The organism is Streptomyces sp. NPDC007088 (genome assembly GCF_042869355.1).
GTDB lineage: Bacteria > Actinomycetota > Actinomycetes > Streptomycetales > Streptomycetaceae > Streptomyces.
Window position 1 is genome coordinate 58,034 of sequence record NZ_JBIAFO010000009.1, and the last position, 12,438, is coordinate 70,471.

Here is a 12,438-nt window from a genome sequence, read left to right on the forward strand (position 1 = left end):
CAGGGTGGCTCGCAGGCGACGACGGACCAGATGCTGCGGACGCTTCTGCGGCGCCGCAAGAAGGCTCTGGCCGCCTCCGACGTGACGGTCACCGACCCGCCGAAGGTACGCCGCGCCGTGACGGCGGCGGCGCTCGGCAACACCATGGAGTGGTTCGACTTCGGTGTCTACGCCTATCTCGCGGGGACCCTCGGCAAGGTGTTCTTCCCGTCGAGTTCGCCGGGCGCCCAGGTGGTGTCGACCTTCGCGACCTTCGCGGCCGCCTTCCTGGTGCGGCCCCTCGGGGGGCTGGTGTTCGGCCCGCTCGGTGACCGGGTGGGGCGTCAGAAGGTGCTCGCGGTCACCATGATCATGATGGCGGCCAGCACCTTCGCCGTCGGCTTCCTGCCCACGTACGCCGCGGTCGGCTTCGCCGCTCCGCTGCTGCTGCTGGTGTGCCGTCTGGTGCAGGGCTTCTCGACGGGCGGTGAGTACGCGGGCGCCACGACGTACATCGCCGAGTACGCGCCGGACAAGCGGCGCGGGTTCCTCGGCAGCTGGCTGGACTTCGGTACCTTCGTCGGCTACTCGCTGGGCTCGGGCCTGGTGACCGTGCTGACCGCGACGCTCGGCACGGACGGGCTGACGGACTGGGGCTGGCGCATCCCGTTCTTCGTCGCGGGACCACTGGGCCTGATCGGTCTGTACATGCGGCTCAAGCTGGAGGAGACCCCCGCCTTCCAGCGCGAGGAGGAGGCCCAGGCCGAGGCGCTGTCGGAGGGCGACCCCGTCGAGGAGGCCCGGCAGTCCGGCAAGGGCCGGCTCAAGGAGATCTTCACCGGGCACTGGGAGGCCGTGCTCATCTGCATGGGCCTGGTGCTGCTCTACAACGTCACGAACTACATGGTGACCTCCTACCTGCCGACGTACATGTCCGAGACGCTCGGCGAGCCGGAGACGAGTTCCCAGCTCCTGGTCCTCGGCACGATGCTGCTCGTGGTGCTGCTGATCACGACGGTCGGCAGGTCCTCGGACCGCTGGGGGCGGCGCCCGGTGTTCCTCGCGGGCAGTGTCGCGCTCGTCGTCCTCGCGATCCCCGCCTTCCTGCTCATCCGGCAGGGCGGCATCCTGCTCCCGGCCGTCGGCTGCGGGGTGCTCGGCCTGCTGCTGGTGTGTTTCGCGGGCACCTCGGCCTCGACGCTCCCGGCGTTGTTCCCGACCCGGATGCGCTACGGGGCCCTGTCGATCGCCTTCAACATCTCCGTGTCCCTGTTCGGCGGCACCACGCCGCTGTTCGCCTCCGCGCTCGTGGAGGCCACGGGCAGCGACATGATCCCGGCGTACTACCTGATGGTGGCGGGGGTCATCGGCCTGGTCGCGACCTTCTTCCTGCACGAGACGGCGGGCAAACCGCTGCGCGGCTCCGGGCCCATGGTGGAGACCCCGGAACAGGCGCGCACCCTCGTCGCGCGCAGCAGGACCCGGGCGAGCCGGCAGGCGCGTGACGTGTGGATCCGGATGCGGCATCCGTGGGGCGGGCGTCACCACGACGAGTGAGCCCCGCTCAGCCGCGCCGTCCCCGGAATCCGTGGACGACGAGGACGGTGGCGGCCAGCGCGAGTACGGCGACGATCCGCAGCCCGGTGCCCATCGCGTGGGTGAAGGCGTCGACCCCGGCCGCCGGGTGCGCGCCCGCGGAGTGCCGGGCCAGGGCCGTCCCCACGACGGCGACGCCGAGCGCCGCGCCGATCTCCCGTGCGGCCGTGTTGAGCCCCGAGCCCAGTCCCGCCTGGTGCGCGGGCAGTTCGGAGACGAGGGTCGTGGTGAGGGAGGGCCCGCACAGCCCCATACCGGCCGAGAGGACCAGCAGGTAGCAGGCGTACAGCGGGTACGGGGTACCGGCGCCGGCCGTGGAGACGAGCAGCAGTCCGGCACCGATGAGCGCGAGGCCGAGGGCGACGAGCGGGCGCGGACCGCTGCGGGCGGCCCAGCGCACGCCGATCCGGGGCAGGAGCGCCATGCCCACGGTGACCGGCACGATCGCCAGGCCCGTGCGCAGGACCCCGTACCCCTTGGCGTACTGGAGGTACTGGGCGTTGACGTAGAAGAGGGCGAAGAGCGCGAAGAAGCTGACGGCGACGCCCAGGGCGCCGGCCCGCAGCCTCGGGTTGCGGAAGATCCGCGGGTCGAACAGGGGGCGTTCGGCGCGCAGGGCGTGCGTGAGGAACAGGGCGAGGAGCAGGGCGCCCGCGACGAAGGAGCCGAGGACGCGTGGTGCGCTCCAGCCGTGTCCGGGCCCCGCGATCAGGCCGTGTACGAGAGCGACGAGCGCGCCGGTGAGCAGGGCGGAACCGAGCGGGTCGACGGCCGCGTCGTGCCGGGCGGTACGCGGTACGGCGAGGGCGACCGCGAGGGCGAGCAGGGCGGCGAGCGGCACCATGGCCCAGAACAGCGCGCGCCAGGACAGGAACTGACCGACCGCTCCCCCGCCGAGGTTGCCGGCCAGTCCGCCGAGTCCCATCGCGAGGGTCCAGGCCGCGAGGGCCTGGGGCCGGCGCGCGGGCGCGGCGAGGTGGACGATCGCGGCCATGGTGGCCGGGATGGCGAGGGCGGCGCCGCAGCCGCACAGCGCGCGGCCGGCGATCAGCAGGACCGGGCCGGTGGCCAGGGCGCTTGTCGCCGCCCCCGCCCCGAAGAGCCCGAGGCCGGTGAGCAGGATTCCTTTGCGGCCGAAGCGGTCGCCCACCGCACCGGCGGGGACGAGCAGACACGCGAAGGCGATGACGTAGGCGTCGACGGCCCACAGGAGTTGCTCCGAGGAGGGGTGCAGGCTGGAGGCCGCGAGTTGCGGGATCAGCAGGTTGATCGCGGCGACCATGCTCTGCGCGACGAGGACGCAGGCGCACAGGGCGAGCAGGGCGGCGCGGCCGAGGCGGTCGGGGGCGGCGGCGGTGGCGGGCCCGCCGGAAGGAGCCGGGCCGGCGGCGGGGAGAACCGGGTCGGGGCGTTTCCGTTCATGGGCAGGGCTCGTCATGGCTCCTCCTGGAGCGGGCGGGGACGGGGGGTGTGCCCTCACCGTAGGCTGGGCCGTGCCCTGCTTTCCAATGCATGTTTCGCAAGGAATGAATGCGCGTGACGCACTCGTCTCTCGACCTGAATCTTCTGCTGGCGCTGGACGTCCTCCTTGAGGAGTCGAGCGTGACGGGCGCCGCCGAACGCCTGCACCTCTCGGAGCCGGCGATGAGCCGGACGCTGGGGCGGATCAGGAAGGCGCTCGGCGATCCCGTGCTGGTGCGCGCCGGACGGTCGATGGTGCCCACGCCCAGGGCCCTCGCGATGCGCGGGGAGGTGCGGGCGGTGGTGGAGCGGGCGCGCGGCATCTTCCTGGCCCGAGAGGGTGTGGACCCGTCCTCCTTGGAGCGGACGTTCACGGTGATCGCGGCGGACGCGCTGACAGCCGTGCTGGGCGGCCCGCTGCTGGGCCGGCTGGCCCGTGAGGCGCCGGGGGTACGGCTGCGTTTCCTGCCGGAGTCGCCCTCCGACGCGCCGGTGCTGCGTGAGGGGCGCGCGGACCTGGAGGTGGGGGTCATCGACTCCCGTTCACCCGAGGTGCGGGTGGAGCCGCTGTACCGGGACCGGATGGTGGGCGTGGTCCGGGAGGGCCATCCGCTGCTGGGCGGCCGGGTCACCGCGCGGCGGTTCGCGGCGGCCGACCACCTCATCTCCTCACGGCGCGGCCGGCTGCACGGTCCCGTGGACGCGGCGCTCGCCCAACTCGGCCTGTCGCGCAGGGTGGTGGGTTCGGTGGGGACCTTTCCCGCCTCGCTGCACCTGCTGGCGGACAGCGATCTGGTGGGGCTCGCGACGGCGGGCTCGGCGCGACTGCCGCACCGGCTGGGGCTGCGCACCTTCGAGGTGCCGCTGGATCTCCCGCCGCTGGACATGGCGCTGGCCTGGCATCCGCGCCACGACGCGGACCCGGCGCACCACTGGCTGCGGGAGCTGGTGCGTCAGGAGTCGCTCCGGCAGGCGGGCGAGGAGGTGACCGGCCGGGCGGCCGGGGCCACAGCGCCCGGTGCCTGACGGGGGCCCGCACAGCAACGCCGGGGGGGGGGCATGACTCCTCGGGCGGAGCGACACCCGGGCCGGGGGAACGGCAGAGCCCGTCGGCCCTGGTGTCGCTCCGCCCGACGGCGTGGCACCGCGTCCGCCCGAACCCAGCAGCGCGCCCCGTCGATGGTGCGCGCACAGTGCCAGCCCCACGCCCGGCCCCCCGTAAGCCGGATCGACCGGGCGGCTCACGCTCGCGACGTGCGCCGTCGCCGCCCGGGTCGGCGTTCGCCTTCGCGGTGCCGAGGACCGTGCCGGTGCGCTCGTCGACGGCGACCGTACGGTCCGGCGGGTCGAGCAGCGACCAGGAGCGCACCTGCCCCGGGAGACGGGGGAGGTGGGCCGGGCGGGCGAAGGTCTCGCCGGTGGTGGTGGGGAGAGAACGGCCATAGGGCCGGCCTGGCCCTCAGCGGTCGCTTCCCTGATCCGCGGGGACCCGTGGCCGGGAAGCGCGCCGGGACGGCAACCGGTTCCGGGCGGCCCCCTCAGGCAATCCGGCGCAGGGCCGTGACCCCCGCTTCGAGGAAGGCCATGGCCGCGCCGATGGCCTCCTCGCGGTCGGCACCGGTGGGGCGTTCCACGATCTCCGTCACGACGGCGGCCGTGGCCGCCGCGGCCAGCCGGGGACCGATGCCGTCGGGGGGCTCACCGGTGTCCTCGGCGATGACGCGGGCGCCCTCCTCGATGGCCAGGGCCATGCGCGCGGTGCGCACCGCGCGCAGCTCCGGGTTGGCCTCGAACATGCGCAGGCCCAGTTCGTCGATCTCGTCGTGGCAGGCCAGCTCGTCACGCAGCCAGCTCTCCAGGGTTCCGATCGCGCTGGCCCCCGGCTTCCGGGCGCGCAACGCCCGGGTGAGGTTCTCCACCGAGGCGTCGAAGGTCGCGAAGGCGATGTCCTGTTTGGATCGGAAATACAGGGTGACCGTACGAGGGGACACCTCGGCCCGTGCGGCGATCTCGGCGATCGTGGTGCTGTCGTAGCCCTGCTCGGCGAAGAGTTCGAACGCCGCCCGCGTGATCGCGGCACGGCGCCTGGCCTTTCCGCGTTCGCGCAGGCCACCCTCGGCCGCACCCCTGTCCATGACACGCAGCATAACGGCCGGGGGATGTTTACCGCCCAAGGTAAAACTGCATTAGGGTGCAAAAATCTGTTGGAACTGTTGTGGTGACAGGGGACGGGAGAGACCTGCCGTGGCGAAACGCTTGTACGCGCTGGGACGTTGGGCGGCACGCCGCCGGGGCCGGGTGGTCGCCGTGTGGGTGCTGCTGCTCGCGGTGGCGGTCGGGCTCGGGACGACGCTGAGCGGGAAGCTCACGACCGAGTTCACCGTCCCCGGCATCGAGTCGCAACAGGCGCAGGACCTGCTGAAGAAGGAGTTCCCCCAGGCGGCGGGCGGAACCGCGCGTGTCGTGTTCGCCGCCCCGGACGGGGAGCGGCTGACCGGCCAGAAGGAGCAACGGGCCGTCGGTGCCACGCTCCGGGAGGTCGCCAAGGTGCCCGGCGTCATCGACGTCACGGACCCGGCGAAGACGGGCACCTTCTCGAAGGACCGCTCGATCGGCTACGCGGACGCCCTGTTCGGCACCCCCGCCGACGGGGTCCCGCAGTCCGCGAAGGACCGGCTGGACCGGGCCCTGGACCCGGCCAGGGACGCGGGTCTGACCGTGGAGCTGGGCGGTACGGTGTCCACTCCCCCGGTCGAGGTCGGCGGCCCCGCCGAGATCGTGGGCGTGGTGGTCGCCTTCGTGGTGCTGGCGGTGGCGCTCGGCTCCCTGCTCGCGGCCGGGCTCCCGCTGGTGACCGCGCTGGTCGGGGTCGGCACCGGCGTGCTGACGGTGCAGTTCCTGTCCCGGTTCGTGGAGATGACCAACACCGCGACCGTCCTCGCTCTGATGATCGGCCTGGCGGTCGGCATCGACTACGCGCTGTTCATCGTGTCGAGGCACCGTGAGCAGCTCGCCGACCCGGAGCAGGACCTGGAGGACTCCATCGCGCGGGCCACGGCGACGGCCGGCAGCGCGGTGACCTTCGCGGGGATCACGGTGATGGTCGCGCTGGCCGCCCTGTCCGCCGCCGGCATCCCCTTCCTCACCGTCATGGGGCTGGCGGCCGCGGGCACGGTGCTCATCGCGGTCCTGATCGCGCTCACCCTCGTCCCCGCGCTGCTCGCCTTCCTCGGCGAGCGGCTGCGGCCGAAGGCGCGGGCGACCGGGGTCGGACGGGAGCGCCGGGCGGGCGCCTGGGGGCTGGCCTGGGGCCGGCTGATGACGCGCTTCCCGATTCCGGTCCTGGTGGTGTGCGTGGTGGGGCTGCTGGCCCTCGCGGTGCCGGCGAAGGATCTGCGCCTGGGCCTGCCGAGCAACGAGACGCAGCCCGCCTCCAGTACCCAGCACAAGAGCTACGACCTGCTGGCGAAGGGCTTCGGGCCGGGCTTCAACGCGACCCTCACCGTCGTCGTGGACAGCGCGAAGGTGCCGGGCGAGCGGCGGAAGGCGCTCGTGGAGGAGGTGGGCGGCGTCCTGAAGAAGGACCGCAACGTCGCCACCGTGGCCCCGCCGCGCGCCACGAAGGACGGCCGGATCACGGTGCTCGGCGTCGTCCCGAGGACCGGGCCGGACGCCCAGGCCACCACCGACATGGTGCACCGGCTGCGCGAGGAGACCGGGCGGCCCGTGGACCGGGCGGGCGGTACGGCCTACGTCGCCGGGCAGACGGCCGCCGGGATCGACGTGTCCGCGAAGCTGTCCTCCGCGCTGCCCCTGTTCATCGCGATCATCGTGGTCCTCGCGCTGCTCCTGCTGCTGACCGCCTTCCGCTCGGTACTCGTCCCCCTCAAGGCCGTCCTGGGCTTCCTGCTGTCGATCGCGGCGAGTGTGGGCGCGGTGGTGTGGGTCTTCCAGGAAGGGCATCTGTCGGGGCTGTTCCAGCTCGGCGCGGCGGCCCCCATCGTGAGCTTCCTGCCGGTCCTGCTGATCGGCGTGCTGTTCGGTCTGGCGATGGACTACGAGGTGTTCCTGGTCAGCCGGATGCGGGAGCACTTCCACCACCACCGGGACGCGCGGGCCGCCGTCGAGCACGGTGTGGAGCGCAGCGGACGCGTCGTCACGGCGGCCGCGCTCATCATGGCGGCCGTCTTCGGCGGGTTCATCTTCAACCACGACCCGATCATCAAGTCGATCGGCTTCGCGCTCACCGTCGGCGTGCTCATCGACGCGTTCGTGGTGCGCCTGACGGTGGTGCCCGCCGTCCTGGCGCTGCTGGGCCGGTACGCCTGGGCCCTGCCGAAGTGGCTGGAGCGCGCCGTGCCGAACGTGGACGTCGAGGGCGACGCGCTGCCGCCGCGCGCGAGCCGTCCGGCGGCCTCCGCGGCCCCGGGCGAGGAGAGCTGAGGGGCTGTCGGCAGCGCCGTGAGGGCGGGTGCTCCCAGGGGGGAGCACCCGCCCTCGCTCATGCCCGGTGCTCCACCGCGCACGGCCCGAAGGACACGGTGGTCTCGGCGCCGTCCGCCCAGCGCACGCGTACGGTGCCCTCGCCCTCGGCGTCGGCCCGCGGCGCCCGCGTGTCGGGCTGCGGATCGCCCAGCCGGACCAGTGCGGCGAACAGGGCGGTGCCGCGGACCTGCCCGGTGAGCCGGGGGACCTGGGCCCAGCGCGTCATGGCGGTGCCCTGCGGGGCGCGGGCGGTGTCCTGGGCGCTCCAGCCCAGCAGGGGGTGGAGCGTGGAGTCCGGGGACCGCTCGGGGCCGGTGGCCCAGCCCGTCTCGCGTACGGCCGCACCGGGCGGGGCGCCCAGGACGCGGTGCACGCGCAGTTCCTCGCGGCCGCGGACCACGGTCACCGACTCGACGCGCAGACCGGGGTGGGCCACGGGGCCGGACGGGAAGACCGGCCCGTGCCAGGAGGCGGCCCAGCCCCAGTCCCCGCCGCCGCCGGCACCGAGCGGGTGCGGGCGGCGCCGGACGCTCGCCACACCGTTCACGACCACGGCGAAGTGGTTGTCGGGGACGTTGTGCACGGCGGTCGGCCCGGTGCTGGTGGAGTAGGCGAGGCGCCCGTACAGGGGATCGTCCGCCGCCGGGTCCTCGCCGTCGGACGGGCGCAGCTTGTGGCTCCCGTGGTTGTGCAGTCGTACGATCCCGTCCGCGCCCGTGGACTGGACGAGGAAACCGGGTGCGGGCACGGCGAGCGCGCGGTCCGGGCCCTCGCTGGGCGCCGGCTCCTCGGTCGCCGTCCACAGGGGGTGGTCGGCCGGGGCGAGGAGCGCCGCGAAGGTCTTCGAGGCCCAGTAGGGCGAGCCGGGGCCCGAGTAGGGCTGGAGGGTCGCGGGGTGCGGGCCGTGCCAGCCGAGGCTCAGCAGGCCGTCCTCCCCCGTGGCCCCGCGCTCCAGGAAGTAGCGCAGGCTGCCGCTCAGCAGGCGGCGGGAGGTGCCGGGGCCGAGCGGGGTGTGGCCGGTGACCGCGCCGAGGGCGACGGCTGCCCCGGCGGCGAAGCGGTAGGTGAGGGAGCGCCCGAAGTGGACCGGCGCTCCGTCGGACCCGAACAGCAGGGACAGGCTTTCGAGGTGTTCGCGCAGACGGGGGCCGAGGTGGGCGGACAGCTCGGTGTCCTTCGCGAGGTGGGCGTGGAGCAGCGGGTAGAGGTGCAGCGCCCATCCGTTGTAGTGGTCGAAGGCCCGGCCGTCGCCGTCGGTGTACCAGCCGTCGCCGACGTACCAGCTCTCCAGCAGGTCGAGGGCGCGGGTACGCGCGGCCGCGGTCTGCGCGTCGCCCCGCCCGGCCTCCTCCAGGAAGCTCGCGACGGTGAAGGGGAAGAGGTACCAGTTGTTGGGGGCGGGGGTGGAGCGCAGGGCGCCGCGCAGCCACTGCTCGGTCCGGTCCTGGGTGTCCGCGTCGAGCCGGTCCCACAGCCAGGGCCGGGTCAGGCGCAGGCCGAGGGCGACGGAGGCGGACTCGACCATGGGCTGGCCGAACACCGTGTGGTCGCGGATGACGGGCCAGGACTCGGTGTCCTCGCGGCCGGGGGTGCGGGTACCCGCTTCGAGGCCGCGCGCGTACCGCTCCAGCCAGTGGTGCGGGTCGGCGCCCCGCGCGCCCGCCACGCGGAAGGCGGCGGCGAGGAAGGTGCGCGCGTAGCCTTCGAGGCCGTCGGAGCGGACCCCCGAGCGGGAGGGCGGCCCCGGCAGGTCGAGGAGGGCCTGACCGGGCGTGGCCCACTTCCAGGCGGCGGCCAGCAGCCCGTCGGCGGCCGCTTCCCAGTGTTCGCGGGTGTATCCGGTGTACGGGCTGAGCCGGCGGTCCTCGTCGGGCAGGTGGAGGGCGTTCATGCGAGGAAGGCCAGCCTTTCGCGTCGTACGGGATGGGCGAATCCGTGGCCCGCGGCCCAGCGGGTCACCTCCTCGGCGGTGAGGTCGGCCAGGCGGCGCCACTCGTTGCCCTGGGAGCCGGCGAGGTGCGGGGTGATGACCGCGTCCGGGCAGTCCCACAGCGGGTGCCCGGCCGGGAGTTCCTCGGGGACGGTGACGTCGAGGACGGCGCGGACCCGTCCGGCGAGGACCACCTCGGTCAGGGCGTCCTGGTCGATGACGGCGCCGCGCGAGGTGTTGACGAGGGTCGCCCGCTCCCGCATGAGGCCGAGGAGTTCGCGGCCGACCAGCCCCCGGGTCTCGGGCAGCAGCGGGGTGTGCACGCTCACCACGTCGCTGTGCGCGAAGAGTTCGGGCAGCTCCACCCGCCGCGCGCCGAGCGCGGCGGCCTCCTCGTCGCTGACGTACGGGTCGTGGAGGAGGACCGTGAAGTCGTGCGGGCGCAGGAGTTCGGCGACCCGGCGACCGACGAGGGAGGCGGACAACAGCCCGATGGTGCGGCGGTAGTTGCCGACGCGCTGCGGGGTGCTCAGCCAGTTCCCCCGGCGCCGGGTCTCGCGGTAGGCGCGGGCGCGCTCCCGGATCTCCTTGTTGGCCAGCAGGATCATCGCGAGGGTGTACTCGGCGACGGGTACGGCGTTGGCCGCGGCGGCGGAGGACACCTCGACGCCCCGGTCCCAGCAGGCCTCGGTGACGTGTCCGCGCACGGACCCCGCGGAGTGCGCGACGGCCCGCAGCCGGGGGGCGGCGGCGAGGACCGGGGCGTCCAGCGGCGGGCAGCCCCAGCCGGTCACCAGCAGCTCGGTGTCCGCGAGCACCTCGCGGGCGTGCGGGGTGCCGAGGTCGTCGAGGACGGGGCCTCCGGCGAGGTCCACGACGGTGCGCAGCCGGGTCAAGGTGTCCGGGTCGAGTACGGCGCTCGCGGCGTCACGGCTCATGGCGAGCGCGGCGCGCGGCCGTCGGGGGGCGGGACTCATTTGACGGCTCCGGCGGTCAGCCCCGACTTCCAGAAGCGCTGGAGCAGGGAGAAGGCGAGGATCAGCGGAAGGATGGCGAGCAGCGATCCCATGATCACGACGGGGTAGTAGTCGGGCGCCACGTTGGCGGAGCTGTTCCACGTGTAGAGGCCGAGGCTCACGGGATACAGCTTCTGGTCGGAGAGCATGACCATCGGCAGGAAGAAGTTGTTCCAGATCGCGGTCAGCTGGAACAGGAAGACGGTGACCAGCCCGGGGCCGAGCATGCGCAGGGCGACGCGGAACCAAGTCGCCAGTTCCCCCGCTCCGTCGACGCGCGCCGCCTCCAGCACCTCGTCGGGCACGTAGCCCTGGCTGAAGATACGGCCGAGGTAGACGCCGAAGGGGTTGAACAGCAGGGGGACGAACACGGCCCAGAAGGTGTTGACGACGCCGATCTTGGAGGCGATCAGGTAGAGCGGCAGGGCGAGGACCGTCTGCGGGACCATGACGGCCGCCAGGACCAGCCCGAACAGCTTCTCCTTGTGCCGGAAGCGGTACTTGTCGAAGGCGTAGCCGCAGGCGACGCTCAGCAGCGCCCCGAGGGCGGCACCGAGCACGGCGTACAGCAGGCTGTTGCCGTACCAGCGGGCGTAGATCCCGTCGTCCATGGAGAACAGGTCGCGGAGGTTGGCGAGGAAGGAGAAGTCGCTCAGCGACAGGATGTCGCTGCTGAAGAGGGCGTCGCGGTTCTTGGTCGAGGCGAGCAGCAGCCACAGCACGGGCAGCAGCGTGTAGAGGACCGAGACGCCGACGACGAGGTTGACGGTGGCCCGGCCGACGGCGCGCGGGCGCAGTCCGGCGGGGCCGTGGGTGGCGACGCTCATCGGGTGGCCTCCTCGCGGCCGGCGCGGTTGGTCCAGCGGGTGACCGCGAAGGACAGGGCGATGGTGACGACGAGGAGCACGACGGAGGCGGCTGCCGCGAGGCCGTAGTTGTTGCGGGCGAAGGCCGCGTCGTAGATGTACATGCTCGGCGAGAAGCGGTCGCTGATCGTCGGGGTGGACTGGCCGAGCAGCATGGGCTCGGTGAACAGCTGGAGCGCGCCGATCATGGTGAACATCGCGACCATGACGACGGAGGACCGCACCATCGGTGTCTTGACGCGCAGGGCGGTACGCACCGGCCCCGCGCCGTCGACCACGGCAGCCTCGATGACCTCGCGGGGCACGGCCTGGAGGGCGGCATAGAAGACGATCATGTTGTAGCCGAGGTTGCTCCACACCGCGATGTTGACCATCGACGGGATGACGGCGTGCACCCCCAGGAAGTCGACGTGCCAGTCGGCCTGGCCGAGGGCCTCGATGACCGGGCTGAGGCCGGGGGTGTAGAGGTACAGCCAGATGACGGCGGCGATGATGCCGGGTACCGCGTGCGGCAGGAACAGGGCGAGCTGGGCGAAGGACCGCAGGCGGGCGACGCCGGAGTCGAGCAGCAGGGCGAGGGCGAGCGAGGCGATGACCAGCAGCGGCAGGTAGACGACGGCGTAGAGGGCGACCCTGCCGAGTCCGCCGAGGAAGGTGGGGTCGGTCAGGACGGCGGTGTAGCCGCGCAGCCCGGTGAACACGGTGCGCTCGGGCCCGAAGCCGAGCCCCGGCTGGTCGGCGCCGAAGAAGCTGAAGTAGACGGCGGTGCCCAGGGGCACGAGGAAGACGGCGACGAGCAGGAGGAAGAAGGGCGCCATCAGGAAGCTCGCGGCGCCCAGTTCCCTGCGGCGGGCGGACTTGCGGCCGAAACGCCGGGGCGGGGCGGGGCGCCGGTCGCTCGCCGCGGTGGGCGGCGAGGGCGTGCTCGCGGTGGCGGTCGTGGTGGTCATGGCGGTTCACCTGCCTCTCTGGAGGTGAGGGGGGCCGGCTGCGGGGCTCGGCGGGAGGAAGGGGCGGGGCAGGCCGCTGTCGCACGGATGGTCGCGGTGCGCGTCGAGGGCCGTGGGCCTGTGCGCTCCGGGGCGGCGCTGACGGGCGGGAAAGG

General features: G+C 73.4%; 9 protein-coding genes. 3 read left to right on the forward strand and 6 right to left on the reverse strand.

Annotation, left to right across the window (positions count from 1 at the left end; all coding sequences use genetic code 11):
- Positions 1 to 30: 30 nt before the first annotated feature.
- A complete protein-coding gene (gene proP, locus ACFYMP_RS16200; protein WP_388857517.1) occupies positions 31 to 1,536 on the forward strand; it encodes a glycine betaine/L-proline transporter ProP in 1,506 nt (501 codons plus the stop codon).
- 7 nt (positions 1,537 to 1,543) lie between these two features.
- Here proP and ACFYMP_RS16205 read toward each other — a convergent pair whose 3' ends face one another.
- Positions 1,544 to 3,013, reverse strand: coding sequence for an MFS transporter (locus ACFYMP_RS16205; protein ID WP_388856916.1), 1,470 nt, complete (start codon positions 3,011 to 3,013; stop codon positions 1,544 to 1,546).
- A gap of 92 nt (positions 3,014 to 3,105) precedes the next feature.
- On the opposite strand from ACFYMP_RS16205, the gene ACFYMP_RS16210 reads away from it, so the two are divergent.
- Positions 3,106 to 4,062, forward strand: a complete 957-nt coding sequence (locus ACFYMP_RS16210; RefSeq protein WP_388856919.1) for a LysR family transcriptional regulator — start codon at positions 3,106 to 3,108, stop codon at positions 4,060 to 4,062.
- A gap of 512 nt (positions 4,063 to 4,574) precedes the next feature.
- On the opposite strand, the gene ACFYMP_RS16215 is transcribed toward ACFYMP_RS16210, so the two are convergent.
- A complete protein-coding gene (locus tag ACFYMP_RS16215) occupies positions 4,575 to 5,171 on the reverse strand; it encodes a TetR/AcrR family transcriptional regulator (RefSeq protein WP_388856922.1) in 597 nt (198 codons plus the stop codon).
- Between the two features lie 109 nt (positions 5,172 to 5,280).
- On the opposite strand from ACFYMP_RS16215, the gene ACFYMP_RS16220 reads away from it, so the two are divergent.
- On the forward strand, positions 5,281 to 7,479 hold the full coding sequence (locus ACFYMP_RS16220; protein ID WP_388856925.1) for an MMPL family transporter: 2,199 nt from the start codon (positions 5,281 to 5,283) through the stop codon (positions 7,477 to 7,479).
- 58 nt (positions 7,480 to 7,537) lie between these two features.
- On the opposite strand, the gene ACFYMP_RS16225 is transcribed toward ACFYMP_RS16220, so the two are convergent.
- Genes ACFYMP_RS16225 through ACFYMP_RS16240 form a run of 4 tightly spaced genes read right to left on the reverse strand, consistent with a single transcriptional unit; the run spans position 7,538 to position 12,283 of the window.
- The gene (locus ACFYMP_RS16225; RefSeq protein WP_388856928.1) at positions 7,538 to 9,412 is read right to left on the reverse strand and encodes a DUF2264 domain-containing protein; all 1,875 of its coding nucleotides are present in this window, start codon (positions 9,410 to 9,412) and stop codon (positions 7,538 to 7,540) included.
- Complete coding sequence (locus ACFYMP_RS16230) at positions 9,409 to 10,428, reverse strand: hydroxyacid dehydrogenase (protein ID WP_388856931.1); 1,020 nt, start codon at positions 10,426 to 10,428, stop codon at positions 9,409 to 9,411. Before ACFYMP_RS16230 ends, ACFYMP_RS16225 begins: the two co-directional genes overlap by 4 nt.
- On the reverse strand, positions 10,425 to 11,294 hold the full coding sequence (locus tag ACFYMP_RS16235) for a carbohydrate ABC transporter permease (protein ID WP_388856934.1): 870 nt from the start codon (positions 11,292 to 11,294) through the stop codon (positions 10,425 to 10,427). Before ACFYMP_RS16235 ends, ACFYMP_RS16230 begins: the two co-directional genes overlap by 4 nt.
- On the reverse strand, positions 11,291 to 12,283 hold the full coding sequence (locus ACFYMP_RS16240) for a carbohydrate ABC transporter permease (RefSeq protein ID WP_388856937.1): 993 nt from the start codon (positions 12,281 to 12,283) through the stop codon (positions 11,291 to 11,293). The genes ACFYMP_RS16235 and ACFYMP_RS16240 overlap by 4 nt, the downstream gene beginning before the upstream one ends.
- Positions 12,284 to 12,438: the final 155 nt, after the last annotated feature.

Excerpts from the sequence above, each read along its gene's own strand:
- proP (WP_388857517.1), top strand. The coding sequence starts at position 31 with ATGCTGCGGACGCTTCTGCGGCGCCGCAAGAAGGCTCTGGCCGCCTCC.
- ACFYMP_RS16205 (WP_388856916.1), bottom strand. The coding sequence starts at position 3,013 with ATGACGAGCCCTGCCCATGAACGGAAACGCCCCGACCCGGTTCTCCCC.
- ACFYMP_RS16210 (WP_388856919.1), top strand. The coding sequence starts at position 3,106 with ATGCGCGTGACGCACTCGTCTCTCGACCTGAATCTTCTGCTGGCGCTG.
- ACFYMP_RS16215 (WP_388856922.1), bottom strand. The coding sequence starts at position 5,171 with ATGGACAGGGGTGCGGCCGAGGGTGGCCTGCGCGAACGCGGAAAGGCC.
- ACFYMP_RS16225 (WP_388856928.1), bottom strand. The coding sequence starts at position 9,412 with ATGAACGCCCTCCACCTGCCCGACGAGGACCGCCGGCTCAGCCCGTAC.
- ACFYMP_RS16230 (WP_388856931.1), bottom strand. The coding sequence starts at position 10,428 with ATGAGTCCCGCCCCCCGACGGCCGCGCGCCGCGCTCGCCATGAGCCGT.
- ACFYMP_RS16235 (WP_388856934.1), bottom strand. The coding sequence starts at position 11,294 with ATGAGCGTCGCCACCCACGGCCCCGCCGGACTGCGCCCGCGCGCCGTC.
- ACFYMP_RS16240 (WP_388856937.1), bottom strand. The coding sequence starts at position 12,283 with ATGACCACCACGACCGCCACCGCGAGCACGCCCTCGCCGCCCACCGCG.